Annotated in this window: 30 protein-coding genes; 9 read left to right on the top strand and 21 right to left on the bottom strand. The window is 69.7% G+C overall.

Going from position 1 to position 25600, the window contains the following annotated elements:
• Positions 1-21: 21 nt before the first annotated feature.
• Positions 22-795, top strand: coding sequence for an inositol monophosphatase family protein (locus tag ASD84_RS18970; protein WP_056713746.1), 774 nt, complete (start codon positions 22-24; stop codon positions 793-795).
• A gap of 5 nt (positions 796-800) precedes the next feature.
• On the opposite strand, the gene ASD84_RS18965 is transcribed toward ASD84_RS18970, so the two are convergent.
• Both ASD84_RS18965 and ASD84_RS18960 read right to left on the bottom strand, forming a co-directional pair.
• A complete protein-coding gene (locus ASD84_RS18965) occupies positions 801-2210 on the bottom strand; it encodes an LCP family protein (RefSeq protein WP_235531176.1) in 1410 nt (469 codons plus the stop codon).
• Between the two features lie 53 nt (positions 2211-2263).
• Entirely contained in the window at positions 2264-3259 is a 996-nt protein-coding gene (locus ASD84_RS18960) for a threonine/serine dehydratase (protein WP_056713741.1), read from the bottom strand.
• A gap of 86 nt (positions 3260-3345) precedes the next feature.
• Here ASD84_RS18960 and ASD84_RS18955 point away from each other — a divergent pair, with 86 nt between their 5' ends.
• Positions 3346-4236 (top strand): LysR family transcriptional regulator, encoded by an 891-nt coding sequence (locus ASD84_RS18955; RefSeq protein ID WP_056713738.1) that lies wholly within the window; start codon positions 3346-3348, stop codon positions 4234-4236.
• On the opposite strand, the gene ASD84_RS18950 is transcribed toward ASD84_RS18955, so the two are convergent.
• The gene (locus ASD84_RS18950; protein ID WP_056713735.1) at positions 4226-4732 is read right to left on the bottom strand and encodes an acyl-CoA thioesterase; all 507 of its coding nucleotides are present in this window, start codon (positions 4730-4732) and stop codon (positions 4226-4228) included. The genes ASD84_RS18955 and ASD84_RS18950 overlap by 11 nt on opposite strands.
• Positions 4733-4755: 23 nt before the next feature.
• Between ASD84_RS18950 and ASD84_RS18945 the strand changes: the two genes are divergently transcribed.
• Positions 4756-5964, top strand: a complete 1209-nt coding sequence (locus ASD84_RS18945; protein WP_056713734.1) for an LCP family protein — start codon at positions 4756-4758, stop codon at positions 5962-5964.
• Between the two features lie 35 nt (positions 5965-5999).
• Positions 6000-6863, top strand: a complete 864-nt coding sequence (locus ASD84_RS18940; RefSeq protein ID WP_056713731.1) for a crotonase/enoyl-CoA hydratase family protein — start codon at positions 6000-6002, stop codon at positions 6861-6863.
• An 11-nt stretch (positions 6864-6874) separates the two neighbouring features.
• On the opposite strand, the gene ASD84_RS24860 is transcribed toward ASD84_RS18940, so the two are convergent.
• The 6 genes from ASD84_RS24860 to ASD84_RS18915 form a co-directional block, all read right to left on the bottom strand.
• Positions 6875-7018, bottom strand: a complete 144-nt coding sequence (locus ASD84_RS24860) for a DUF1059 domain-containing protein (protein WP_082573830.1) — start codon at positions 7016-7018, stop codon at positions 6875-6877.
• A 121-nt stretch (positions 7019-7139) separates the two neighbouring features.
• Positions 7140-7610 (bottom strand): LPXTG cell wall anchor domain-containing protein, encoded by a 471-nt coding sequence (locus ASD84_RS18935; protein ID WP_156392103.1) that lies wholly within the window; start codon positions 7608-7610, stop codon positions 7140-7142.
• A 211-nt stretch (positions 7611-7821) separates the two neighbouring features.
• Complete coding sequence (locus tag ASD84_RS18930; RefSeq protein WP_082573829.1) at positions 7822-8595, bottom strand: class E sortase; 774 nt, start codon at positions 8593-8595, stop codon at positions 7822-7824.
• 63 nt (positions 8596-8658) lie between these two features.
• A complete protein-coding gene (locus ASD84_RS18925; protein ID WP_156392102.1) occupies positions 8659-9213 on the bottom strand; it encodes a hypothetical protein in 555 nt (184 codons plus the stop codon).
• Positions 9214-9398: 185 nt separating this feature from the next.
• Positions 9399-10922: a PxKF domain-containing protein gene (locus ASD84_RS26125; protein ID WP_056713722.1), complete on the bottom strand. Its 1524-nt coding sequence runs from the start codon at positions 10920-10922 to the stop codon at positions 9399-9401.
• A 205-nt stretch (positions 10923-11127) separates the two neighbouring features.
• Positions 11128-12303, bottom strand: coding sequence for an acyl-CoA dehydrogenase family protein (locus ASD84_RS18915; protein ID WP_056713719.1), 1176 nt, complete (start codon positions 12301-12303; stop codon positions 11128-11130).
• 36 nt (positions 12304-12339) lie between these two features.
• On the opposite strand from ASD84_RS18915, the gene ASD84_RS18910 reads away from it, so the two are divergent.
• Positions 12340-12780, top strand: a complete 441-nt coding sequence (locus ASD84_RS18910; RefSeq protein WP_056713716.1) for a CoA-binding protein — start codon at positions 12340-12342, stop codon at positions 12778-12780.
• On the opposite strand, the gene ASD84_RS18905 is transcribed toward ASD84_RS18910, so the two are convergent.
• The 7 genes from ASD84_RS18905 to ASD84_RS18875 form a co-directional block, all read right to left on the bottom strand.
• On the bottom strand, positions 12772-13932 hold the full coding sequence (locus ASD84_RS18905; protein ID WP_056713714.1) for a heparan-alpha-glucosaminide N-acetyltransferase domain-containing protein: 1161 nt from the start codon (positions 13930-13932) through the stop codon (positions 12772-12774). The two genes, ASD84_RS18910 and ASD84_RS18905, sit on opposite strands and share 9 nt — an antisense overlap.
• Positions 13929-14420, bottom strand: a complete 492-nt coding sequence (gene purE, locus ASD84_RS18900) for a 5-(carboxyamino)imidazole ribonucleotide mutase (RefSeq protein ID WP_056713710.1) — start codon at positions 14418-14420, stop codon at positions 13929-13931. The genes ASD84_RS18905 and purE overlap by 4 nt, the downstream gene beginning before the upstream one ends.
• Positions 14421-14466: 46 nt before the next feature.
• Positions 14467-15657 carry a 5-(carboxyamino)imidazole ribonucleotide synthase gene (locus ASD84_RS18895; protein WP_082573827.1) on the bottom strand — a complete coding sequence of 397 codons (1191 nt, stop codon included), beginning with the start codon at positions 15655-15657 and terminating at the stop codon, positions 14467-14469.
• A 27-nt stretch (positions 15658-15684) separates the two neighbouring features.
• On the bottom strand, positions 15685-16011 hold the full coding sequence (locus tag ASD84_RS18890; protein ID WP_056713707.1) for a winged helix-turn-helix domain-containing protein: 327 nt from the start codon (positions 16009-16011) through the stop codon (positions 15685-15687).
• A 106-nt stretch (positions 16012-16117) separates the two neighbouring features.
• On the bottom strand, positions 16118-17080 hold the full coding sequence (locus ASD84_RS18885) for an adenylate/guanylate cyclase domain-containing protein (protein ID WP_056714909.1): 963 nt from the start codon (positions 17078-17080) through the stop codon (positions 16118-16120).
• Complete coding sequence (locus tag ASD84_RS18880; protein ID WP_056713705.1) at positions 17073-17594, bottom strand: PH domain-containing protein; 522 nt, start codon at positions 17592-17594, stop codon at positions 17073-17075. The genes ASD84_RS18885 and ASD84_RS18880 overlap by 8 nt, the downstream gene beginning before the upstream one ends.
• 61 nt (positions 17595-17655) lie before the next feature.
• Positions 17656-18492 carry a biotin--[acetyl-CoA-carboxylase] ligase gene (locus ASD84_RS18875; RefSeq protein ID WP_056713702.1) on the bottom strand — a complete coding sequence of 279 codons (837 nt, stop codon included), beginning with the start codon at positions 18490-18492 and terminating at the stop codon, positions 17656-17658.
• Positions 18493-18584: 92 nt separating this feature from the next.
• On the opposite strand from ASD84_RS18875, the gene ASD84_RS18870 reads away from it, so the two are divergent.
• Both ASD84_RS18870 and ASD84_RS18865 read left to right on the top strand, forming a co-directional pair.
• Complete coding sequence (locus tag ASD84_RS18870; protein ID WP_056713697.1) at positions 18585-20189, top strand: acyl-CoA carboxylase subunit beta; 1605 nt, start codon at positions 18585-18587, stop codon at positions 20187-20189.
• Positions 20186-20440, top strand: coding sequence for an acyl-CoA carboxylase subunit epsilon (locus ASD84_RS18865; RefSeq protein WP_056713694.1), 255 nt, complete (start codon positions 20186-20188; stop codon positions 20438-20440). Before ASD84_RS18870 ends, ASD84_RS18865 begins: the two co-directional genes overlap by 4 nt.
• A 3-nt stretch (positions 20441-20443) precedes the next feature.
• On the opposite strand, the gene ASD84_RS18860 is transcribed toward ASD84_RS18865, so the two are convergent.
• The 4 genes from ASD84_RS18860 to ASD84_RS18840 form a co-directional block, all read right to left on the bottom strand.
• The gene (locus ASD84_RS18860; RefSeq protein WP_056713691.1) at positions 20444-20872 is read right to left on the bottom strand and encodes a TA system VapC family ribonuclease toxin; all 429 of its coding nucleotides are present in this window, start codon (positions 20870-20872) and stop codon (positions 20444-20446) included.
• Positions 20869-21138, bottom strand: a complete 270-nt coding sequence (locus tag ASD84_RS18855) for a DUF2191 domain-containing protein (protein ID WP_056713688.1) — start codon at positions 21136-21138, stop codon at positions 20869-20871. The genes ASD84_RS18860 and ASD84_RS18855 overlap by 4 nt, the downstream gene beginning before the upstream one ends.
• Before the next feature lie 262 nt (positions 21139-21400).
• The gene (locus tag ASD84_RS18845; protein ID WP_056713683.1) at positions 21401-22366 is read right to left on the bottom strand and encodes a hypothetical protein; all 966 of its coding nucleotides are present in this window, start codon (positions 22364-22366) and stop codon (positions 21401-21403) included.
• Entirely contained in the window at positions 22359-22883 is a 525-nt protein-coding gene (locus ASD84_RS18840) for a SigE family RNA polymerase sigma factor (RefSeq protein WP_056713680.1), read from the bottom strand. The genes ASD84_RS18845 and ASD84_RS18840 overlap by 8 nt, the downstream gene beginning before the upstream one ends.
• Positions 22884-22993: 110 nt before the next feature.
• Here ASD84_RS18840 and ASD84_RS18835 point away from each other — a divergent pair, with 110 nt between their 5' ends.
• Entirely contained in the window at positions 22994-23344 is a 351-nt protein-coding gene (locus ASD84_RS18835) for a DUF4345 family protein (protein ID WP_056713676.1), read from the top strand.
• Between the two features lie 54 nt (positions 23345-23398).
• On the opposite strand, the gene ASD84_RS18830 is transcribed toward ASD84_RS18835, so the two are convergent.
• Positions 23399-24523: an epoxide hydrolase family protein gene (locus tag ASD84_RS18830; RefSeq protein ID WP_056713674.1), complete on the bottom strand. Its 1125-nt coding sequence runs from the start codon at positions 24521-24523 to the stop codon at positions 23399-23401.
• Between the two features lie 98 nt (positions 24524-24621).
• On the opposite strand from ASD84_RS18830, the gene ASD84_RS18825 reads away from it, so the two are divergent.
• Positions 24622-25593: a helix-turn-helix transcriptional regulator gene (locus tag ASD84_RS18825; protein WP_082573823.1), complete on the top strand. Its 972-nt coding sequence runs from the start codon at positions 24622-24624 to the stop codon at positions 25591-25593.
• The last annotated feature ends 7 nt before the right edge of the window (positions 25594-25600 follow it).

Here is a 25600-nt window from a genome sequence, read left to right as displayed (position 1 = left end):
AACGGCCACTACCGTGGAGCCGTGGACACCGCCGCTGTGCTGACCCTGCTCCAGGACGTCGCCGCCGAGGTGATCAATCCGCGGTTCCGTGCGCTGGCCGACCACCAGGTCTCGGAGAAGAACCCGGGCGACCTGGTGACGATCGCCGACCACGAGTCGGAGGAGCTGATCACCGCGGCGTTGCTCGCCGCCTACCCGGACGCCGTGGTGCTCGGCGAGGAGGCGATGGCGGCGGACCCCTCGCTCCTCGACCGATTCGCCCAGGCCGAGCACGGCTTCACCGTCGACCCGGTCGACGGCACCAAGAACTTCGTCAACGGTTCACCCGACCACGCGGTGATGGTCGCCGAGGTGCACGGCGGGGAGACCACGCGCGGCTGGATCTGGCAGCCCCAGCACGAACGGTCCTACGTCGCCGAGCGCGGCGCCGGGGCCCGGCTGAACGGCGAGCGACTGAGTGTCGCTGCGAGCACCGGTGCGCCGTACCGCACGGCCCGACGATCGTGGGTGGGCCGGGACCTGGTGGGCCTCGGCACCCTCGAGCTCACCTGGGCCTGCTGCGGCGTGGACTACCCACACCTCATCGCCGGCGATGCGGCAGCGCTGGTCTACAACCGCACGATGCCGTGGGACCACCTGCCGGGTGCCCTGATCCTCACCGAGGCCGGCGGCGTCATCGGCCGGCACGACGGCGAGCCGCTCGTCCCCCGGGGACTCGACGGGGGCATCGTTGCGGCGCCTGACCGGGCGACGTACGACGCCGTGGTGGCCACCCTCGCGCTGTCGCTGGCCTGACGGGTTCAGCAGGCGGCAGCGACGTCGTCGGTCTCGTTCGCGGTGTAGCCGTCGTTGCGGGAGCCCTTGGCGCCGCCGGTGACCTTCCCGGTCGCCTTGCCGGACTTCTTCTTGGCCGGAGCCTTCTTCACGCCCTCGGCGCGGTCGATCGCGTTCGCGACCATCCGGTGGACGAGGTCGATGTCGGGGTGGGCAGTGTTGACCTTCGGCGGCACGAGCGAGACCGTCGAGACGTTCTCCTTGCGCGCGCGCAGGGCCAGCTGCACGAAGTCGCTCAACGCACCGCCGGGGATGTCGGTGCTGATCATCGCGCTGGAGGCCTCGGCGATCTCCTGGAAGTTCGTGAGCGCCTGCTTCGGGCTGACCTGGGTGAGCAGCGCGGTCATCACGCACTTCTGCCGCGCCATCCGGGAGTAGTCGTCGCTGCCCTCGCGGGAGCGCGCGTACCAGAGCGCGTCGTGGCCGTTGAGCTTGCGCTTCCCGGGCTCGATGTAGCCGGTGACGTCACTGCCGAGGCCGCCGACGGGAATCCGTTGGCGCACGTTGAGGGTCACGCCGCCGAACGCGTTGACGAGGCGCTTGAAGCCCTTCATGTTGACCATCACCCAGTAGTTGATCTCGAGGCCGGTGATGCCCTCGATGGCCATCTTGGTGGCGTCGACGCCGGGGTGGTCGGAGTCGAAGAGGTCGGTGTGGTCCTCGGCCCAGGTGCTGACGCCGTTGAGGTAGCAGCCGTCGCAGTTGAAGCCCTTCGGGAACTGCTTGTCCATCACCGACCCCTCGCGGAACCGGAAGTTCTGCATGTTGCGCGGCAGGCCGATCATCACGGTGCGACCGGTCTGCGCATCGACCGAGGCGACGGTCATCGAGTCCGGCCGCAGGCCCCAGCGGTCAGCCCCGGAGTCGCCGCCGAGCAGGAGGACGTTGTAGCGACCGTCGTGGGCCGCGCCGAGGTCGCCATCGGCGAAGATGGTCAGGAAGTCGCGCTGCGCGGCCGCCAGGTGGGCGCCGAAGAGCAGGGTGCCGGCGACCGAGAAGCAGAGGATGCCGTTGACGCCCACGATCGCGCGGCGGTGCGGCAGGCGAAGCGTCAGCGGCTGGCCGATCCGCCAGGCGTCGATGAACAGCGCGGCCCAGGCCACGGCGCCGACCAGCATGTAGAGGCGGGCGGCGAGCATCACGTCGGCGTTCAGTGCCAGCCGCAGGCCCAGGGGCGGATGCACCGCGATCGCGATCGCCCCCGCGACGAGGGTGACCAGCGACAGCAACCAGACCCGGATGGCGACGCGGCCGATGTCGCGGTTGCCGGCGATCAACTGGGCCGAACCGGGAACGAGCAGGGTGAACGCCATCAGCGTCAGGGCCCGGCGGAAGCGCACCCGCGCGGCCCGCTCGTCTACGGCGATCTCAGGCACCCGCCCAGTATCACCAGTCACAACCGTCCCACGGGTTGCGACGCGCCGCGGGGTCAGGCTGCGGGGCTGCGTTCTGCGAGGCGGGCGATCTCGTCAGCAGAGGCATTGGCGCCGGTGCACATCACTGCCACCGGTCCCCCGAACTGGCCGGGGCGGACGCTGCTCCGGGGTGACAGCAAACCCGCCAGCGCCGCGGCGCCGGCGCCCTCGGCCAGGGTGTGCGCGCGCGTGGCGAGCAGTCGCGCGGCGTCATCGATGGCGTCGTCGCCGACCAGCACGAACTCGTCGAGTCGGTGGCGGAGGATCCGCTGCGGCAACGGGTATCCCGTGGTCGTCGCCAGCCCGGAGGCTCGCGTCGTGGCCGGAGCAGTCCGGATCTCGCCGGAGCTCCAGGACATCCAGCCGGCCGGCGCTGCGGCCGACTGCACCCCGACGACCCGACAGTCCGGCGCCAGGGCGTCGCGGGCCAGGCACGCACCCGACGCCCCGGTACCGCTGCCGATCGGCACGAAGACAGCGGCGAGATCGGTTGCCTGACCGAAGAGCTCGAGGTACGCCGTCGCATGCCCGAGCACGATCCGCCGATCGGTCGGACAGATGAACGAGCCGCCCGTGGCGGCAGCGAGTGCCCTGGCTTCGGCAGCCGCCTCCCCCAGCGTGCTGCCCGCCACGACGACCTCGGCGCCGAGGGCCGCGACCGCGTCCCGCTTCACCGCGGGCGCGCTGGACGGCATCACGATCGTCGCGCGCACCCCGGCCAGCCGGGCGCCGTACGCCACCGACTGGGCGTGGTTGCCGGTCGAGCACGTGATCAGGCCGTGGGTCCGCTCGGCAGCGGTGAGGGTGGAGGCGAGGTGGACACCACCGCGCACCTTGAAGGAGCCGGTGGGCAGCACGTGCTCGTGCTTGACGAGTACGGCGGCGCCGACCGCGAGGTCGAGCAGCGGGTGTGACTGCAGCGGAGTCGGGGGCAGCTCGAGCGCGACGACGTCGGCCGCGCGGCGTACGTCGTCGAAGGTGAGGTCGATGGTGGGGTCCGCGGCGGCCATGCCGCCATCGTCTCGCGGGAGGCATCCATCGGTCCAATAGTTCCTTTCGAGCATTTCAATCGATCCTGTCGATCTATCATGGACAGGTGATCGACCTGCGCCGCCTCGAAGCCCTCGTCGCCGTCCACCGGACCGGCTCGGTGTCGGCGGCGGCCGCGCACCTGCACTACGGCCAACCGACCATCTCCCACCACCTGCGCCGACTCGAGGCGGAGACGGGGAGCGTGCTGCTCCAGCGCGTCGGCCGCGGCGTCCGGCTGACACCCGAGGGCGAGCGCCTGGCCCTGCGCGGCGAGGAGATCCTCGGCCTGCTCGCGCGCGCCGAGGAGGAGCTCGCGGCGACCACGAGCCTGCAGGCGGGCCGGGTACGGCTGGCAGCCTTCCCCTCCGGCGCAGCCACCCTCGTCCCCGCGGCGCTCGCGCTGCTCGCCGGACGCCACCCCGGCGTCGACCTCGACCTGGTCGAGGCCGAGCCGCCGGAGGCGCACGAGCTGCTCCGCGCCGGCACCGTGGACCTCGCCCTGACGTTCACCTATCCGGGTCAGCAGGAGCCGGAGCAGATCAGCTCGGTGCCCGTCCTCGACGACCCGCTGTTCCTGGTCACCCGCCGCAAGGACGCACCTGCGGACGGAGCACGAGTTGATCTCGCCGCCCTGTCCGAGGACCCGTGGATCACCGGCTGCCAACGTTGCCGGCGCGAGCTGCTCGCGCTGTGCGACGACGCCGGGTTCACACCGTCGATCGCGTTCGCCAGTGACGACTACGTCGCCGTGCAGTCCCTCGTCGCGGCCGGCATGGGTGTCACGGTGCTGCCGGGGCTGGCGTTGCGTGCGCACCAGCACCCCGACGTCGTACGACGTCGACTGACGGCGCAACGGCGCGTACAGCTCTCGTCGTACGGCGCCCCGCCCCGGCCCGCGGCGGTCGACGCCGTGGCGGCAGCACTCACCGAGGTCGCCGGCGCGCTCAGGGAGTGAGCCGGGCGGCGTCGATCTCCTGGCGCCTGGCGAGCCGGTGCGCCCGGCGGATCCCCGCCTCGCGCATCCTTCGTCGGTCGTCGTCGTTCTCCGGCTCCAGCTCGGGCACCGGTCGCGCGGCACCGGCACCGTCGATCGCGACGAAGACGAAGTACGCCGACCCGACGTGGCGCAGCACGGTCGCCTCGTCCCACGGCTGGGTCTCGATCCGGACGCCGATCTCCATCGACGAGGACCCCACCCAGTTGATCTGGGCGAAGGTCCGCACGATGTCGCCGACGCGGACCGGCTCCAGGAAGGCCATCTCGTCGAGCGCCGCTGTCACCGCCGGACCACCGCTGTGGCGTTGCGCGACGATCCCGGCCGCCGAGTCGGCCAGCTTCACCACCTCACCGCCGTGGATGTTGCCCAGCAGGTTCGCCTGGGCGCGGGAAGTGACGGTCGCCAGCTCGATGCGGGAGTACGACGGCGTGCGTGCCGCAACGATTTCGCTCACGGGCTGACGGTAGCGTCCTTCTCATGGCAGGGCGTGGCAACCACAACGGCGAAGACGGCGACGGCGCGAGCGGCGACGGATTCGACTGGATCTATGGAGCCCCGTCCGGTTCCGACGCCGGATCCCGGTCCGGGCGCGACGCCGATCCGACCCGGCGGATCCCCGTGCAACCCCGCCCCGGCGTCTCCCCTCCCCGGCAGACCAACCGGTTGCCACCGCCCGAGCAGTACGGCGCCACCCCCGAACCGCCGCGCAGTCCCCGCCCGAACTGGGCGCCACGGCGGAGCCGGTGGTCGCGGCCGCGCACCTACGTCCGGCTCGTCATCGGGTTGCTCGCGTTGTGGCTGGTCTTCCTGGTGGCGGTCCCGATCGTGTCCTGGAACAAGGTCGACAAGGTCGACTTCGAACCGTCCGGTGATCGCCCCGCGGCCCAGCCGGGGACGACGTACCTCCTGGTCGGCAGCGACTCACGCGCCGGGCTGTCCAAGGAGGAGCGCAAGAAGCTCCACACCGGCAATGCCCAGAGCGAGCTGACCGACACCATCCTGCTCCTGCACACCGGGGACGGGCCGACGACGCTGATCTCGATCCCGCGCGACTCCCCGCTCAAGATCCCCGGCTTCGGGACCAGCAAGGTCAACTCCGCCTACGCCAAGGGCGGCACGCCCCTGCTGGTGCAGACACTCGAGAACGCCTCCGGAGTCCGGATCGACCACTACGTCGAGATCGGCTTCGGCGGACTCGTGGGCGTGGTCGACGCTGTCGGCGGCATCGAGATCTGCCCCAAGAAGGCGATCCGCGACAAGCCGTCAGGACTCAACGTGAAGAAGGGTTGCCAGAACGTCGACGGCGCGACGGCCCTGGCCTACTCACGGGCCCGCAAGCACAGCCCCATCTCCGACCTCGCCCGCGTGCAGCAGCAGCGAGAGGTGGTGGCCGCGGTCGGCAAGAAGGTGCTCTCGCCGTGGTCGGTCGTGAACCCGATCCGCTGGTGGAAGCTCAACGCCGCCGTCCCGGACTTCTTCCGCTTCGGCGAGGGGATGGGGCCGGTCGCCGCGGGTCAGTGGGCCCTGGCCATGACCGACACCGGCAAGTCGTGCACCGTGCCCCTCGCGAGTGCCGACACCACGTGGGACAAGAAGCGGGCCAACAGGCTCTTTGCGACCATCATCGAGGACCGTACCGACGACATCACCAGGGACCTGTGCACGGCCACCGGACTGGCCGACTGACCTGGCCGACTGACGAATCACGTGAAGGATCACCTGTGTACGAAACCCTGACCTGGGACGTCGACGCCGACGGCATCGCGACCCTCACCCTGCACCGCCCCGACGCGCTCAACGCGTTCAACCTCACGATGGCGCGTGAGCTCGAGCAGGTGTTCCTCACCGATGCCCGGGACGACGCCGTCCGGGCCGTGGTCGTGACCGGGTCGGGTCGGGCCTTCTGTGCGGGAATGGACCTGTCCGCCGAGGGAAACGTCTTCGGCCTCGACGAGTCGCTCTCCCCCACGCCCGAGGAATTCCGGGCGTCCTACGACCAGGCGCCGTACGACGCCGGCGTCCGTGACACGGGCGGCAAGGTGACGCTGGCGATCCACGCCCTGCCGAAGCCCGTGATCGCAGCGATCAACGGTCCCGCGGTCGGGATCGGCGCCACGATGACCCTCGGCATGGACATCCGGCTGGCCTCGGAGAAGGCGCGGATCGGCTTCGTCTTCGGTCGGCTCGGCATCGTGCCCGAGGCGTGCTCGACCTGGTTCCTGCCGCGGATCGTCGGCATCCAGCAAGCCCTCGAATGGGTCTACTCCGCCGACATCCTGACGGCCGAGCAGGCTCTCGCCGGCCGACTGGTCCGCAGCGTCCATGCACCCGAGGACCTGCTGCCGGCGGCGTACGACCTGGCCCGCAGCTTCGTCGTGGACCGCTCACCGGTCGCGCTGGGCCTGGCGAAGCGCATGCTCTACCGCAATGGTGCGGCCGCCGATCCGCTCGAGGCGCACCTGACCGACTCGCTCGCGATGTACTGGACGTCCATCGGCGATGGCAACGAGGGCGTTGCGGCGTTCCTCGAGAAGCGCGCTCCCCGGTTCACCTCCAAGGCATCGGAGATCCCGGCGATCGAGTAGGCGCCGGGCGACTACATCGCCATCATCAGGATCTCGTCGCGGGAGTACTCCCGCCCGGGGTGCTCGGCCGCGAGATGCTCCTGCACCTTCTCGACCAGCTCGTCGTCGGTGTCACCGCGCAGGGTGACGGCACAGGGGCAGCGAAGCGACGGCATCAGGACCTCCAGGAGCGAGAACAGGTTCCTGCCAGCCTAGCCGAGGCTCACGTCGACCTGGCCGAAAAGCAATCCCGGTCCGCCCCTTGCGGGACGGACCGGGATGGATGCTGCTGTGCGGTCAGGCTGCTGCGCCCTGACGGCGGCGGCTGTAGCCGACGCCACCGACGCCTGCGGCCACCAGTCCGGTGCCGAGGACCAGCCACATGAGGTTGGGGCCACCGGTGTTCGGCAGGCCACCGTTGCCTTCTTCTTCGCCCTCGGTCTCGCCACCGACACCGAGACGGAACGCGTCGGTGTCATCGGAGGGAAGGAAGAAGTCGGCGTTGTCGGGCGTGAGCGCCGCGGTGCCGAGGTAGCTGCCCTTCGGCAGGCTCGGACCCTCGATGGTGATCGGCTCGTCCACGAAGTGGACGGTCGTCGTGAACAGCGGAGCCGCCACGACGGCCCGTGCTCCACGAGCGGCGCCCGAGCTCTTCGAGATCGTCACCGCGATGTCGCCCTCGGGCGGCGTCGGGTAGTTCGCGCTCGCGCTCACCACGATCGTGATCGGCTTGCCCACGCCATGCGTGGTGACCTCGATGGTCGTCACGGTTGGGAGCTTCACTTCTCCGTAGCCATCGGCATGCGCGGGCGTGGCAGGAGCCACGACCAATGCGGCTGCCAACGCTGCGAACGCAACTGTCTTCCTGAACAAGACGTCCTCCTTCAACTACCCCATGCAACGACCCGGCTCGTTGAAGGTGACGGGAAGTGCTTTGTGGTCACTGTACTGGTTCAGGTCCTGATCGTGGACCCCGGTATCAATCTTCGCGGGGTGATGTCTCGATCAGGTGTCCGAAAAGTACCGATCGGTTGTCGGTGTGGAAGATCTCCGAGCAGGTGAGCAGGGTGATCAGGTACTCGCCCACGTCGGCCGGGGGTTGAGTCCCCCCTGACTTCGGGTTGACCGGCGACGCAGCCAGGACCCAGCCCGCCGTGAACGGGACGATCAGGTCCTCGCCACCCGTGTCGAGCTCATAGGTGTACGTCGCCACGCGCGTCTCGACGATCACCTCGTCGCCGGGCTGCAGCTCGGGCAGGTCGGCGAACGGCTCGCCGTGGGTGACCCGGTGTCCGGCCAGCACGTAGTTGCCCTTCGCGCCGGCGGCGGCCGTGTCCTCCATGTGCCCGACACCCGCCGCCAGCACCTCGTCGGTCGAGCCCTCCAGGACCGGGACGGCGTAGTCCTTGCCGAACCGCGGGATGTGCAGGATCGCGCTCGCGTTGCCGAACTCCGTGCGGACCACGTCCTGGCCGTCGTCCCAGCCGTCCACCAGGGATTCGCGCACGTCATCCTGGCGCTGCTGGGACTGCCAGTTGGTGCCCCAGAACTGCCAGGCCACCCAACCGAGCACGGCGAGCCCGGCCAGGATCAGGCCACAGCCGAGCCAGAACGAGACGCGCTTGCGCCCCGACGTCTGTGGCTTCTCGTCGGACGCCCCGGACCGGGAACGGCGACGGCGCACGCGCCCTGACCCGTCAGCGGGCTCCCCTGCGTCCGGCCGGTCCTGCACTGCGGCGTCGTCGTTCGACATCAGATCCTCCCTCGGGCGACCGTCGTTCGGACCCCCACGTCCAACGCTACGCCGAGCGAGGCGTCACGCTGCGGAGGGACGACTCCTGCGGACGAATCCGGCACCCGCGACCAACAGGCCGAGACCCGTGAGCAGGACGAGCAGCCGAGGGCCACCGGTGTCAGGAAGGTTCCCGTCCACGCCGCCGACGTCGCCCGTCCCCCGCACGCCACCGACCCGGAACCGCACCGCGTCCTCACAGCCCGTGAAGGTGTTGCCGTCGGGAACGAACTTGATGGTGGCGACATGGTCCCCACGCGAGAGCCGGGGTCCGACGATCCGGAGCGGGGAGCCGTCGTACCGGACCGTGGTCGTCCAGGGCGCTGACCGCGCCGACCGGGCTGCTCGGGCTGCCGCGGCTCGTCGGGAGACGGTCACCTCGACCGTCCCCGTCACTGCGATGTTGCTCGAAGCGGAGACGACGACCCGCAGCACGACCCGTTCGCCGGCCACGACGCTCGGCACGCTGACATGGCAACTGGTCGGCACGGTGGGCGGGTACGGATCGGCATTCGCCGGCGACAGGGGCGCGAAGAGCGCCACGATGGCGACCACGGGCAACAACAGCAATCGACGCATCTGGCCCACCTCATCAGACGATCATTGACGTCCCGTCCTGCCGGAGCAGGATGGATCTGACTGCTCAACAGCCAAACGAGATCTTGGTTACGGCCAAGGTAAAATCTTTGGCGATCGCACGACGACGAGGGGCCCGGCCATTCGGCCAGGCCCCTCGTCGTTGGTGAGCCGTCGAGCTCAGACGGTCACTTCTTGAGGTTGAAGTCGGCCGTCGGGGTGGAGAAGAAGCTCGGGTCGCTCACGCGCACCCGGTACGAGCCAGCGGACAAGGCAGAGCCTCCGTTGGTCTGCGCAGCCTTCGTGGAGAGGTTGTAGATGTACTGCAGGTCCGTGGTGGACCAGCGCATCGCGAGGCCGTTGGTCGCCGGAGCGCTCACCGACTCCTCGGCGACATTGCCATCGGGGTCAGGGGTGGAGATCTTCGCCAGGGACACCGTCGGGGTCAGCCCGGACACGTTGGCGCCGTCGCAGCCGGTGACCCGGATCTTGACCGGGATCGTCGAGCCGATCTTGAAGTCGCTCCGCGCACCGGTGGTGTTGATCGGCTGCAGGATCGCGCTGGGCGTGACCTTGGTCGCGAAGTCGGCCGAGTCCGCGTCGCTGCCGCCGTCGTCGTCGGTGACGGTGAGGGTGGCCGGGAACGTTCCGTTCGTCGCATAGGTGTGGGACGTGGCCGCGATCGGCGAACTGACGGATCCGAGCGAGGTGCTCGAGCCGTCGCCCCATGCGATGTCGCCGATGTGCGTGTCCGCCGTGCCCGGGTCGGTGAAGGTCGCCCCCAGGGACACCGTGCAGGCAGCCGTGGCGCTGGCCGAGGCCGTGACGGTCGGCGCCACGTTCGACGCCAGGTAGGTGAAGGCCTGCGACACGGTGTCGTGCTCGCCGTCGTCCGCGGTGACTGTCACCGAGCCGTCGGCGTCGTCGTCGGTCGCGAGCGACCAGTCGAAGGTGCCGTCGCCGTTGTCGGTGAACGTGCCCGGCGTGCCGACCGGCACGGTCAGGGTGAGGCTGGCGTTGCCGTCGGCGTCCTTGAACGAACCGGACGTGGCGAGCGTGTCGCCCTCCTGTCCGGACGCGTCGTCGGCCTCGACGTCCACCTCGGGGGTGTAGGAGTTCAGGTCGCAGGCGTTGCCGGCGCCATCACCGTCCGCATCGGCCTGGTCGCCGTTGGCGACACCGGGGCAGTTGTCGTCGGCGTCCGGGACGCCGTCACCGTCGCCGTCCGCAGGCTCGTCCTCACCGTCGACGACGACGAGCTTGAAGGTCATTCCGGAGATGTCGAAGTCGTCACCGTCGACACCAGTGAAGCCGTCCACCGAGACGAACCCGAAGCTGATCGTGGTCTCACCGGTCGCGGTCGGGGTGAAGGTGAAGGCCTGGTCCGAGCAGGACTCGAACACGAAGGACGACGCGAGGCCACCCTGGAACGTCACCGTCGACGCCGTGGCGGCCACGCTCAGGTCGAGCTCCGAGTCAGCGACACCGGAGATGTTGCAACCGTTCTTCGCGTCGTCGTTGGTGTTGTCGTAGTCCATCAACACCGACGTCGACGTGCCCTTGACGACGGTGACGGTCTTGACGCCCGCAACCGTGATCACGTTCGGGCCGGTCGCCGCGACGTCGTCGGCAACCGCCGTACTGGCCAGTGCGGCCGTGGCGAACAGAGCGCCCGCGGCGCCGAGCGCCAGCGTCTTCCTGGTGGATCCCACTGATTGTCCCCTTGTGCACGTGCCGCCCGAGAAACAGCCAGATGAGTTGCGGCGACTGCCGCGTCACCAGCCCAACCGGCGAGGGCAGGCCGGGTTACGACCCATCAGCACAAGACTTCGATTCCGGGACCAAGGGCCCAGAATCCCCTAGAAATCAGGGGAATCGGACTATCGGATCCGATGGACCGAGCGCCTGCGGTGTGGCTCAGAGTGTGCTCTGCACCCCAGCCAGCAGCTGCCGCGCCATGACGATCCGCTGCACCTGGTTGGTGCCTTCGTAGATCTGGGTGATCTTGGCGTCACGCATCATCCGCTCGACGGGGTAGTCGCGGGTGTAGCCGTACCCACCGAGCACCTGGACGGCGTTCGTGGTGACCTCCATGGCCACGTCGGACGCGAAGCACTTGGCTGCGGCGCTGAAGAAGCCCAGGTCGGCGTCCCCGCGCTCGGAGCGGGCCGCGGCGGCGTACGTCAGCTGGCGGGCGGCCTCGATCTTCATGCCCATGTCGGCGAGCATGAACTGCATGCCCTGGAAGTCCGAGATCGCGCTGCCGAACTGCTTGCGCTCCTTCGCGTAGCCGAGCGCGTAGTCCAGCGCACCCTGCGCGACACCGAGCGCCTGCGCGGCGATGGTGACCCGCGTGTGGTCGAGGGTCTTCATGGCGTACTCGAAGCCCTTGCCCTCCTCGCCGATGATCCGGTCGCCGGGGATCCGGACGTTGTCGAAGTAGACCTCGCACGTCGGGCTGCCCTTGATGCCGAGCTTCTTCTCGGGTGCTCCGAACGTGACGCCCTCGTCGGACTTCTCGACGACGAACGCACTGATGCCCTTGGTGCGCAGGTCGGGGTCGGTCTTCGCGAGGACCGTGTAGTACTCCGAGACGCCGGCGTTGGAGATCCAGCGCTTCACGCCGTTGAGGACCCAGCCGTCACCGTCGCGCACGGCCCGGGTCTTCTGGTTCGCGGCGTCCGAGCCCGCGTCGGGCTCGGAGAGGCAGTACGAGAAGCCGCCCTCGCCACGTGCCAGGGCTCCGAGGTACTTCTTCTTGAGCTCCTCCGAACCGCCGATCTCGACGGGCAGGGAGCCGAGCTTGTTGACCACGGGAATCAGTGAGGAGGAGACGCACGCACGGGCCACCTCTTCGATCACGATGGCGGTGGCCAGTGCGTCCGCGCCGGCGCCACCGAACTCCTCCGGGATGTGCGGCGCGTGGAAGTCCGCCGCCACCAGGGCGTCGTGCGCCTCCTGCGGGTAGCGCGCCTCCTCGTCGACGATCGCCGCAAAGGGGGCAACCTTGGCGTCGCAGATCGCGCGAACGGCCTCGCGAATGGCCTGGTGCTCCTCGGTGAGGGCGTACGTCGGGAAGTCAGCGTTCTTCATGGGAATAATAGTAGGACGTCCTAGCATTATTTCCTCATGGCCGAGGCGAAGAACGTGACCGAGATCTCGTGGAACGAGCCCGAAACGGTGGCTTTCATGCTCGACGAGTGCACCACCTGGGCGATCGTCGGCCTGTCCGGCAACCCCGACCGGACCGCGTACCGGATCGCGCAGCTGCTCCAGCAGCGTGGCAAGCGGATCGTCCCGATCCATCCGTCCGCACCCGTGGTGCTCGGTGAGCAGGGCTACGCGACCCTGGCCGACGTACCGTTCCCGATCGACGTGGTCGACGTGTTCCGTCGGTCCGAGGAAGCGGGACGCTTCGCCGACGAGGCTGTTGCCGTCGGGGCAAAGGCCGTCTGGTTCCAGCTCGGTGTCATCGACGTCGCCGCGTTCGAACGCACTCACGCCGCCGACGTCCCAATGGTCATGGACACGTGCCCCGCCATCGAATGGCGTCGTCGCGCCTCAGTCTGAGCGTTTCAGCGCCCGTCCCGGCCAGCCGACGATCGCCTCCAGCGGTCCGCGACGACCGGCGAGCGCGAACGTCGCGCCCAGCCCGAGCACGACCAGCACGTGCCAGCCGAACGTGTCCTGCCGCTCGGCCGGCCAGACCGCTTCTGTCCGCATCAGCACGTGCAGCGTGTAGGCGGTGAGCGGGATCGCTCCTGCACCCGCCACGACCGCGAGCGCCACCTTGCCCCGACGCGGGACCACGTGGACGAGGGCGAGCGCGAGCCCCAGCACCACCAGCGAGGTCCCGATCGTCTGGGCGAGGTCGAACGGCGTCGCCGAGTGGGGCGAGACCACGAGGAGCCACTGCCAGGCCCCGCCGGTCGGGGGTGATCCGTGCAGGCTGTTCTCCAGGATCCTCAGCGCCTGGTCGTCGGTGAGGATGCGGTTCGGGAAGAGGGCACCACGGATTCCCTGGTCCGACGTGCACAGGCGAGACGCGACGGTGGCCGTCACCGCCAGACCCGCTCCCCACCCGGCCAACCGGAGCGGCGTCCGCCAGCCCCGAAGGTCGATGCGTCCGAGCGCCATCCCCGCCAACAGGTACGCCAGCCAGGGCACAGCGGGGTAGAAGCCCGTGAAGAGCAGGTCGGCGAGCAGGGCGCCGGGCTCACCCAGGCGCGCGAAGTCGGGACTGGCGTACACCCGGCCGGGGAGCTCGGGCCGCACCACGTGGGACACGACCGGCCCGACCACGACCCACACCCCGGCCAGCACGGCCAGCGGGAGCGCGCGCAGGCCCAGGAACGGCAGGCCCAGCAGGAACAGGACCCCGTAGTAGGTCAGGATGATCGCGAGACCGGTCTCGAGCCCGCCGAGGGCGAGTCCGATCAGGGCGATCAGGACCGCACGGGCGGCGATCCCGGCCGCGGACCGGCCGAGGTCGCCTCCCCTCTGCGGAGCAGTCCCCCCAGTGACGAGCGCGAGGCTGACGCCCGCCAGCACGGCGAAGAGGGCGGACGCACGGCCACCGGCCAACCACTGGACGGTGGTCAGGTGACCCGCAGCCGTGTGGCCCTCCAGCACATGGGTCGCCATCATCCCGAGCAGCGCGACCGTGCGCGCCAGGTCGACGCCGACCAGGCGCCCGGCTGATCGTCCGGGACCGGGGGTCACCCCTGGCGCCGTACCACCGCACCCTTGGCCTGCGCAGCGGCCTTGAGCTCAGCCTGGAAGTCCGTCATCTTCTGCTGGAGCGAGGAGTCGGTCGCCGCCAGGATGCGTACGGCGAGCAGGCCGGCGTTGCGTGCGCCGCCAACCGCGACGGTGGCGACCGGGACGCCGGCGGGCATCTGCACGATGGAGAGCAGCGAGTCCATCCCGTCGAGGTACTTCAACGGAACCGGCACACCGATGACCGGCAGCGGCGTGACGGAGGCGAGCATGCCCGGCAGGTGAGCTGCGCCGCCGGCACCCGCGATGATCACCGACAGACCTCGTCCCGCAGCGTCCTTGCCGTACTGCAGCATCTCCTCCGGCATCCGGTGGGCCGAGACCACATCTGCCTCGTAGGCGATGTCGAACTCGGCCAACGCCTCGCCCGCAGCCTGCATCACCGGCCAGTCGGAGTCGGAACCCATCACGATGCCCACGCGCGCACTCATGGGCGCGAGCCTAGGGCCTCAGGTCAGGCCCAGGTCAGCGAGGAGCTCACTCGCTCTCGTTGCCGAGGTCGCCACGGAACCAGTCAGCGGCGTGGCGGCCACGCTCGAGACAGTCGTCGAGGTCGTCGCCGTAGACGTTGACGTGGCCGACCTTGCGGCCCGGCCGCAGGTCCTTGCCGTACAGGTGCACCCGCAGGTGCGGGTCGCGGGCGAAGGCGTGGGGGTAGCCGTCGTACAGACGCCCGACCCGATCCCCACCGTCGTCGTCGGCGCCGAGGATGTTGACCATGACCGTCCAGCGGGCACGCGGTTCGGGCGAGCCGAGCGGCAGGTCGAGCGCCGCCCGCAGGTGGTTCTCGAACTGGCTGGTGACGGCGCCGTCCTGGGTCCAGTGGCCGGTGTTGTGCGGCCGCATGGCGAGCTCGTTGACCAGGACCTGCACCCGACCCTCGGCGTCGACGGTCTCGAACAGCTCGACGGCCAGGATCCCGGTGACGCCGAGCTCTCCGGCGATGCGGAGCGCGAGCTGCTGCGCCGAGGTGGCCAGCGCCGGATCGAGGTCGGGGGCCGGCGCGATCACCTCACGGCAGACGCCGTCGACCTGCAGGGTCGCCACCACCGGGTAGGCAGCGGCCTGTCCGCTCGGCGCCCGGGCGACCAGGGCCGAGAGCTCACGGCGGAAGTCGACGAACTCCTCCGCCAACACCCGCACGCCGGCCGACTCGGCCGCGGCCAGCGCCTCAGTCGCGTCGGCGGGGGTACGCACGACCCAGACGCCCTTGCCGTCGTACCCGCCCCGACTGACCTTGAGGACGCACGGGAGGCCGAACTGCTCCACCTCGGCGGTCGAGGCGACGACCGCCCAACGCGGTTGCGGGGCACCGAGCCGGGTCATCGCCTCGCGCATGACGATCTTGTCCTGCGCGTGCACCAGGGCCTCGGGACCCGGGTGCGCGATGACGCCGTCCGCCGCGAGCGCCCGGAGGTGCTCGGTCGGGACGTGCTCGTGGTCGAAGGTGACCACCGAGCACCCCTCGGTCACCGCCCGCAGGTCGGCGAGGTCGCGGTAGTCACCCACCCGATGGTCAGGGATCACCTGCGCAGCAGACACCCCCTCCGCCTCGGCGAGCAGGCGCAGGGGTACGCCGAGCGCGATGGCCGGCTGGGCCATCATCCGGGCGAGCTGACCGCCACCGATGACGGCGATCCGGGGCGCGGCAGGTTCGGTCGTGGACACGGCCGAACCCTACGCAATCAGCAGGGGTCAGGCCGAACCGGTGAGGTCCGCGCCGACCGACGTCTCGAATCGCAGGCCCTGCCCACGGATCGTCGTGATCAGCTGGGGCTGGCGGGTGTCGTCACCGAGCTTGCGGCGTACCCAGCCGAGGTGCACGTCGATGGTCTTCGACGACGTCCAGAAGGTGACCCCCCAGACGTCCCGCATGAGCTCCTCGCGGGTGACCACCGAGCCGGCGCGGGCGATCAGGGCGTGCACGAGGTCGAATTCCTTGCGCGACAGGACGACCTCGCGGTCCCCACGCCACGTCCTGCGGGTTGAGGGATCAACCCGCACGTCCTGCACCTCGATCACAGGGTTCAAGGTAAGGATCGCGCCGGGTTCTCGCGGGGAAACGGCAAGAATTTTGCCGTCCCCCCTTGATGGCCGCGTCGATGGCCTCGTGGACCGCGCTCGGTCGTCAGGCGCGGCGTACGGCGACCGGCTCGACCACGCCGAACCCACGGACCGGTCGCGGGGGAAGCGGACGGGCCTCGATCTGGTCTGCGGGAAGCAGGTCGGCCGTCGCCTGGTCGACGATGATCCGGTTGCGCCGGGCGACCTGGGTGAGGCGTGCGGCGAGGTTCACCGGAGGGCCGAAGACGTCGCCGAGACGCAGGACGACCCCGCCCGTGGCGAGGCCTACGCGTACGTCGGGCATCCGCGGATCACGGCCGATCACGTTGATGATCCCCTCCGCGGTGGCGAACGCGGCCATCGGATCGTCGTTCACGAACAGCACGGCGTCGCCCATGCTCTTGATCATCCGGCCCTTCTCGCGGTTGATCACGTCACCGCAGCGGGCCTCGAAGATGTCGACGAGCTCGCCGATCCGTTCCCGCGTCACCTCGTTGGACAACGCCGTGAAGCCGACGATGTCGGCGAACCCGACGCTGAGGTCGGTGGTGTGCGGGTCCGAGTCGATCGCTCGCACCGACTGCATCCGGACCACCGCCGCCGTCACGTGGCGCCGCCACGCGTAGACGAGGAACTCCTCGAACCGGGCCCCGAAACGTTCCATCACCCAGGACGTGGGGTCACCGCCCGGGCCGGCCGTCTCCTCGACGAAGGCGTCGCTGACATGGTGGACCAGCTCGCTGACCTCCCAGTCGGCCAACCGGGCCATCGTGAGGCCGACACCCCGCGTGACGTTGAGCGCGACGTCGTAGTCGACGACGCCGTCCCCGATCAGGTCGACGATCAGTCTCAGTGCGGCGACATCTGCGTGCGTGTAGGCGCGTTGGTCGCCCTGCTCGGGGAAGCCGAGCGTGCGCCACAGCCGGCGCGCCTTCTCGAGCGGCAACCCAGCGAGCTCAGCGACCTGGGCCGCCGTGAGCTGAGGATCCTCGCCGAAGAAGCTCGGCTCAGGATCGCTGTCAGACACCTTCGTCCCGGCGAACCTCCGGTGCACGGTGCAGGCCGTGGAGGAGCTCATTGAGCTGGCGCTGCGCGGCCTCGACGTGCGGGATGTCGTTGAGCCGGACCAGTCCGTTGGTCGACGCGTCCGCGATCAACAGGCTGCCGCAGCCGAACGGGCGGTCGATCAGGTTGATCTCGATGGAGATGTCGCTGACCCGGGCCAGCGGGATGTCGTGGCCACGGCGCGTCAGGATCCCGTTGCGCGTGATCAGTCGGCGGTCGGTGAAGGCGTGGACCGTGGTCAGCCACACGAAGAACGGCCGGACCGTGAACCACAGGATGCCGAGCAGCGCGAGCACCCACACGATGTAGGTCAGGGTCTGCTGGAACCCGTCGTTCTCGAGCTTGACCTGCGCGACCACCGCGATGGCCAGGAACAGCACCAGCAGCAGGATCGGCATGAACAGCGCCTTGGGGTGCTGACGGGTGCTGATGATGAGTCGCTCGCCGGGGTTCAGCAGCTTCTTCGAGATGGCCACGAGGAGATCATCCCACCCCCGCCTCGATCCGCCAGCCCGATCGGGCCAAGTCCTGGTGCGCTCAGGGGGCGGTGTCCACGGCGCGGACGTGGATGACGTCGCCCGCGCCGACCAGCTCCTGGCTCCCGTTCGCCCTCTCCACGACCAAGCGGCCGTGCTGGTCGACGTCGACGGCACGGCCCAGGAGCTCGCCGCCGCCGGGCAGCTCCACCCGCACGTCGCGGCCCAACGTCGCGCAGTGGGAACGGTACGACGTCGACAGGCGCGCCGTGCCGAGGTCGCCGCCGGCCTGCCAGACGTCGTACCCCTCACGAATGGCGACGACCACCTCGAGCAGCACCTGGGTGCGGTCGGGTGCGCCGGGCGCAGCAATCGCGAGGCTGGTCGCCGTCGGCACGGGAAGCTCGTCCGTGGTGGTGTCCACGTTGATCCCGACCCCGACCACGGCCGCCGGGCCCTCGGGCGTGTCGATCCGCTCGACGAGGATCCCGGCCACCTTGCGGTCGCCGTCGAGGAGGACGTCATTGGGCCACTTGACCCGTGCGTCGTAGCCCTGCGACGTGAGCGCCTTGGCCACGTTGTGCCCGACCAGCAGCGGCAGCCACGGCCAGACCGGAGCCGGAACGCTCGGGCGGAGGACGATGGAGAAGGTCACCGCCGTGCCCGGAGGCGTCTCCCAGGTCCGGTCGAGCCGGCCGCGACCGGCCACCTGGTGGTCCGCGACCACGACCAGACCCTCGGCGGCGCCTGCGCGGGCACGCTCGGCAGCGATCTCGTTGGTCGAAGGGGCCTCGTCCAGGAGCTCCAGGCTCAGATCGGGGTGGAGCGCGAAGACCTCCGACAGCCGTTGGGCGTCGAGAGGTCCACGGGCAGGGCGCTGGGTCGGGCTGGCCGTCACGGGCACTACCCTTGCGCAGCAGACGCCCTGAGAAAACCCCCGCACCCATCACTGGGCCCATCAGCGGGGGTGTCACCGAAGGAGAAGGCCACGTGACCGCCCAGCCCGAGCCGGCAGAGATCGACATCCACACCACGGCCGGCAAGCTCGCCGATCTGGAGCGCCGTACCGACGAGGCCGTGCATGCTCCGGCCGCGAAGGCGCAGGAGAAGCAGCACGCCAAGGGTCGCAAGACCGCCCGTGAGCGGATCGCGATGCTCTTCGACGAGGGCTCGTTCGTCGAGCTCGACGAGTACGCCCGGCACCGCTCGGTGGCGTTCGGCCTCGAGAAGAACCGCCCCTACGGCGACGGCGTCATCACCGGCTACGGCACGGTCGACGGTCGTCAGGTGTGCGTCTTCTCCCAGGACTTCACCGTCTTCGGTGGCTCGCTGGGCGAGGTCTACGGCGAGAAGATCACCAAGGTCATGGACCTGGCGATGAAGGCCGGCTGCCCGATCGTCGGCATCAACGAAGGTGCCGGCGCCCGGATCCAGGAGGGCGTCGTCTCGCTGGGCCTGTACGGCGAGATCTTCCGCCGCAACGTCCACGCCTCCGGCGTGATCCCCCAGATCTCCATGATCATGGGCAACTGCGCGGGTGGCCACGTCTACTCCCCCGCCGTCACCGACTTCACGATCATGGTCGACCAGACCTCCGCGATGTTCATCACCGGACCCGACGTCATCAAGACGGTCACCGGCGAGGACGTCACGATGGAGGACCTCGGCGGTGCGCGCACGCACAACACCAAGTCCGGCAACGCCCACTACATGGCCGCTGACGAGGAAGACGCCGTCGAGTACGTCAAGGCGCTGCTCTCCTTCCTGCCCCAGAACAACCTGGACGAGGCGCCGTCGTACGACGAGGTCGCTGACCTGGAGCCGACCGACGTCGACCTCGCGCTCGACACGTTGATCCCGGACAGCCCGAACCAGCCGTACGACATGCACGACGTCATCACCTCGATCGTCGATGACGCTGACTTCCTCGAGGTGCAGCCGCTCTTCGCCCCGAACATCATCGTCGGCTACGGCCGGGTCGAGGGCCGTCCGGTCGGTGTCGTGGCGAACCAGCCGATGCAGTTCGCCGGGTGCCTCGACATCGACGCGTCCGAGAAGGCCGCGCGCTTCATCCGCACCTGCGACGCGTTCAACATCCCGGTGCTGACCTTCGTCGACGTGCCCGGCTTCCTGCCCGGCACCGACCAGGAGTGGACCGGCATCATCCGCCGCGGCGCGAAGCTCATCTACGCCTACGCCGAGGCCACCGTCCCGCTCGTCACCGTCATCACCCGCAAGGCGTACGGCGGCGCGTACGACGTGATGGGCTCCAAGCACCTCGGTGCCGACATCAACCTGTCGTGGCCCACCGGCCAGATCGCGGTCATGGGCGCCCAGGGTGCGGCCAACATCATCCACCGCAAGGAGCTCGCTGCTGTCGAGGCGGCCGGTGGTGACGTGGAAGCGCGTCGCGCCGAGCTGATCGACGAGTACGAGACCACGCTGGCCAACCCGTTCATCGCCGCCGAGCGCGGTTACATCGACGGCGTGATCATGCCGCACGAGACCCGCGCCGAGGTCATCAAGGCGCTGCGCCTGCTCCGCACGAAGCGGGAGACGTTGCCGCCCAAGAAGCACGGGAACATCCCGCTGTGACCGGCGAGGAGACCCCGGCGGTCGAGGCGGCGGCGCCCGTTGCGCCGCTGCTGCGGATCATCACGCCGTCCACCACCCCGGAGGAGGTCGCCGCGATCGTCGCGGTGTTCTCCGCCCTGGGTGGGGGCGCGCCGGCCGAGGAGCCGGTGAAGTCGGAGTGGGCCTCGCCCGCTCGCAAGCTGCGCACCTATCCCGGCCGCGCTCCCGCGCACGGCCGGGGTGCCTGGCGCGCCAGCGCGCTGCCGCGCTGATACTCAGCTGCTGAGCTCGAGCACCCGCAGACCGTCGAACTTGCGAAAGTCGCGGTCGAAGGTGACCACGGTGCCGCCGTAAGCCGCCGCGCATCCTGCGATGTACGAGTCGGTGACCAGATTTCCCGATGCACGAGCGGTCTTGCCGAGCATCGCGAACTCTGCGAGAGCGCGCGGATGGCTCACGTAGGTGCGGTGGCTCGGCTTCTCGACCACGGCTTGCACGAACGCCCAGGCCTGGTCGAAGGTCGCTGCCACCGGGAATGCACGCGGGTTGGTGACCAGTCTGACAAAGCCCACCCACACCACGTCCGGGACCGTGAACGTCTCGCCTCGTCCGACGGCGGCACGGAACCAGTCCGAAGCCACCTCGTGATGCGGATGGTCGGCCTGGAAGAGGCTGACCACCACGTTGACATCAAGGACGTTCACGACCTGAACTGCCGCGCGTACTCGGCATCTTCTTCGGCGTACATCACTTCGTAGAGGCCCGCGTTCGTCGTCAGGTCGACGCCCGGCAGTGGCTGGCCACCATGGAAGACCGGGAGCGGGGGTCCGAACTCCCCGGTTTGTGGCGGCACCGCAAGGAACTGCTGGAGCGCCTGCTCGACCAGATCACCGAGCGTGCACCCCTGTTCGCTGGCGCGCGCCTTGACCGTCTCGAGCAGACCGTCGTGAATGTTGACCGTCGTCCGCATGTGATGAGTCTAGCATCAGGATCTGTGCATCACACGCATCACACGCATCACTTCGCGCTCGACGAGCTCGGGCGACAGACCCTGAAGATCTGCCTCGATCCTGACCCGAGGATCACCGGTACGGACGCGAACAGGGGCGGACAGTTGTCCGCAGTCAGCGCGCGCGCTCCCAGCGCATCGAAGATGCCATTCCCGGAGCAGGAGTCGTAGTAGACGTACGCCTCGCCGATCGGCGCATCCGATGCGCCGAAGAAGCGCAGGGTCAGCGCGAGGCTGCCCGGAAGATTGTCCCCGCAGCGTGGGTCATCCGGACCCGGCGTCGTCGGCGCGTCCTGGATCGCCGCGACCAGTCGCTGCGCTTCGGCTCCCTCGATCCGACGCGAGCCAACCAGTCCGGACTGATCCGGACGGCGTCCCGTTGGTTGATGCCGACCAGCTCGTACTTGCAGATCGCCACGGAGTCGATGCCCGCGGCCGCGGGTATCGCCGGACCATCGGGCCGACCGAAGTCTCCGGCCTGTACGGGGGACCTCGTCTCGCAGCCGTTGGTGTCGACCTGTACGCGCCGCAGCGAGCCCAGGACCTGCTTCGCGAGGTCACCCTCACTCGCCGGTCCGGCAAGGATGCTGATCCGGATGTTGTCCACCGTGTCGACGGTCAGTTTCCAGCCCTGGAACTCCCACTCGCCGTCGGAGTTGCCCATGGTCGCTGCATCGGCGAACTGCACGTACGGCTGCCAGAGCGCGACAGGCAGCTCGCCGAACTGCTTCGGGCCGCGGGCATCGGGGTCTGGGAAGCAGCCCTGCAGGGTGACGCCGAGGCGGCTGGGATAGATCTCGACGTAGGGGTTCGTCGGCACACCCTCACCGGGCGGCGGGCCCCCTGCCACCGGCTCGATGCAGTCAGGGCGTCCAGGGCTGATGTTGAACGGCCAGTCCTCCGGCACCTGTACCTCGATCCCTCGGTAGCCGACCCAGCGCATGCCGTCGGCCAGCTCGACCGCCGACGTCGCAGGATCCGACGGCGTGCGGGACGGGTCACCTCCCAACACCACCGCCGGCACGACGATCGCCACCACCGCTGCTGCCGCAGCAAAGCCCGCCATCAGCGCCGTCCGACGGCTGTGCGGCGACGCGGGGACGAGATCGCGCAGCTCCACGTCGCCGGCACGGTCCTCCAACGCACTTCGGAACGCCTGCTCGGCGCGATCCTCGGTCGGCTCAGTCATCGTCATCTCCAACTGCCAGTCGGGTGCGCAGGGTCGCGAGTGCGCGGTGGACGTGGGACCGCGCGGTCGCTTCGGCGCAGTCGAGGATGCGGGCGATCTCGGCAAAGGACAGGTCCTCGTGGAACCGAAGAATCACTGCTGCACGCTGCGCCGGCGGGAGCTCGCCGCACAGCTGCCAGGCCTCCGCTGCATCGAGAACGGCCGGGGCCGCCGCTACTGCCGCGTCATACGGCTCGATGTCGCCCACGCTCACCAACCGCCGCTGCTTGCGCCACCGCGACACCGAGCCGTTGACGATGCTGCGCCGGACGTACGCGTCGTGCGTGCCACGCCGGACCAGCCCGCGCCAACGCGGGTAGGCCCGCTCGAGGGCGTCCTGGACGAGGTCCGCAGAGTCGGCCGCACCACCGGTCACGAGGTGGGCGAACCGTTGCAGGGCGGCCCCGCGCGCGCCGACGTACTCGGCAAAGCCGTCGGGAAGGCCCTCGTCCACGAGCACCTCCGCTTGCGCCGTCATGTCAACCAGACGCGCGAGGCACCCGGTTCGTTGCACGCACTTCCCGACGGGCAGTTCCGATGACCTCGGACGTCATGGCGGGCTGACGGACAGCGCGGCACGATGGGCCGATGAACCGCCTCATCGCCCTCGGTGCCGCCGGGTACGCCGGCCTCGGCATCGTGTCCTTCCTCAAGCCTTCCGTGGTGCCGGCCACCACTGGCCTCACTGCGCCGAACGCGGACTCGCGCACCGAGATCCGTGCGGTGTACGGCGGCCTGCCGCTCGGTCTGGCGGCAACGCTGGTCGCCAACCCGGCCTCTGCGTCGGCCGTCGGGATCGCGACCGCCGGCATGGCGCTCGGTCGCGCAGCATCGTCTGTCTTCGAAGGCCGGCCGAGCCCGACGATGGCCGGGTTCACCGCGCTCGAGGCGGTCGCGGCCGCAGCGCTGCTCCTCGGTGCCAGGCGCCACGCACGCTGATCGGCAGGGATCCGATCAACCAGGTTGATCAGATCCCTGCCGATGTCAGAGGCGTCAGGCGAAGAACGCCCGGAGGTCGCCGACGACGTCCTGCGGGACCTCCATCGCAGCAAAGTGGCCGCCGGCGGGGAACTCCGACCAGTGCTGGATGTTCGCGTTGTCGCGCTCCGCCAGCGAGCGGATGGTCTGGAAGTCGTCCTTGAAGACCGCGACCCCGATCCGGCCCTGGCTGACGACCGGCCCCGAGTCCGCCTGGCCGACGTGCTGCTCCTCGTAGTGGTAGCGAGCAGCCGAGCCGTAGGTGTTGGTCAGCCAGTAGAGGGTCGCCTGGGCCAGCACCTGCTCCGGGCGGACCAGGCTCGTGCCGTTGCCGAAGCTCTCCAACAGCTCGCTGTAGGCCAGGACCGCGACCGGCGAGTCGGCCAGCCCGGCGGCCACCGTCTGCGGCCGGGTGCCGTTCATCTGGTTGTAGCCGCCGACCGACTGGAACCACTGCATGTGCTCGAGCGCGGCGTACTCCTTGGGTCCGAAGCCCTCGAACTCGGCCGGGTCACCGGAGGGGAACGAGAACAGGTGCAGGACGTGCGCGCCGAGGAAGCCCTCGGGGTTGATCACGGCGAGCTCACGGCCGACCATCGCGCCACCGTCGCTGCCGTGCACGCCGTAGGCGTCATAGCCCAGGCGGCGCATCAGGACGTCGTACGCCTCTGCGACCCTCTTCATCGTCCAGCCGGTGTCGACCACCGGGGTGGACCAGCCGAAGCCGGGCATCGAAGGTACGACGACGTGGAACGCGTCCTCTGCCTTGCCGCCGTGGGACTCGGGGTCCACCAGCGGGCCGATCATGTCCAGGAAGTCGAGCACCGAGCCGGGGTAGGTGTGCGCGAGCAGGAGGGGCGTGGCGCCCTCGACCTCGGAGCGGACGTGCAGGAAGTGGATCCGCTGGCCATCGACCTCGGTGACGTAGCCGGCGTGCTCGTTGAGGCGGGCCTCCACGGTCCGCCAGTCGAAGGACTTCCACTGCTCGACCATGTCGCGCAGGTAGGACTCCGGGGTGCCGTACTCCCACGAGTCGCCGGGGACGGCCGGGGCGAACCGGGTGCGCTCCAGCCGGGCCTGCAGGTCGTCGAGGTCGGCCTGGGGGACGTCGATCTTGAAGGGGGTGATCTGCTCGGTCATCGTCGTGCCTCTCGGTGGGGGTGGGAGAGGGTTTCCCTCCCGGTGAAGACGACGTTATGAGGCATACAGGAACAGTTCGTTCCTGTTTAATCGACCTCGTGAAGAAAACTTCCGGACGGGTCCTCGAGCTCCTCGGCCTGCTCCAGTCACGCGTCGAATGGACCGCCCCGGAGCTCGCGAAGCGGCTCGGCGTCACCGACCGGACGGTGCGCAACGACGTCGCCCGGCTGCGCGAGCTGGGCTACCCGGTGGACGCGACCCGTGGCCGCGCCGGGCACTACCAACTGGGGATCGGCGCGAAGCTGCCGCCGTTGCTGCTCGACGACGAGGAGGCCGTCGCCGTGGCGGTCGGGCTGCGCACCGTGACCGGTGTGGCCGGTTTCGAGGAGAGCGGACAGCGCGCCCTGACCAAGCTGGAGCACGTCCTGCCCGACCGGCTCCGCCGCCAGCTCGCCAGCCTGCGCGACGCCACCGATGCGGGCCCGGTCAACACCGACTCCAACGTCGAGGATCCCGAGGTTGACCCCGGTGTGCTCACCGAGATCGCCGCCGCGATCCGCGACCACCGCGGGCTACGGGTGTTCCACCGGCGTGACGACGAGGACGAACGGATCGAGTTCGAGCCCTACAAGTTGGTGGCGTGGCAGCGACGGTGGTTCGTCGTGGGCCGCGATCCGTCGACGGGCGGATGGTCGCCGTACCGGGTGGACTGGCTGACCCTCCGGCTCCCCGGCGGGCGCAGCTTCAGCCCCGCTCCCCTGCCGGGCGACCTGACCGAGCTCGTGGTGCGCGAGGTCGCGCGCACGGGGTGGGCCGTGCACGCCCGGTTGGTCATCGACGCTCCCGCCGACGACGTCCTGGCCCGGATCAATCCGGCGGTCGGCGTGGTCGAGGCCCGGCCCGATGGCCGCAGCGTGCTCGTCACAGGCGGTGACAGCCTGGAGATCGTCGCCGTGTGGATCGGCATGCTCGGTCTGGACTTCACCGTCGAGTCGCCGCCGGCCCTCGTGGACCACCTGCGGGTACTGGCGGACCGATATGCCCGTGCCCTTGTCGGCAGCGCGCCCTAGGCTCGCG

Origin of the sequence: Nocardioides sp. Root682 (assembly GCF_001427795.1) — a bacterium.
In the GTDB taxonomy this organism is placed as follows: Bacteria; Actinomycetota; Actinomycetes; order Propionibacteriales; family Nocardioidaceae; genus Nocardioides.
This window is presented reverse-complemented; position numbering and strand designations above follow the sequence as displayed.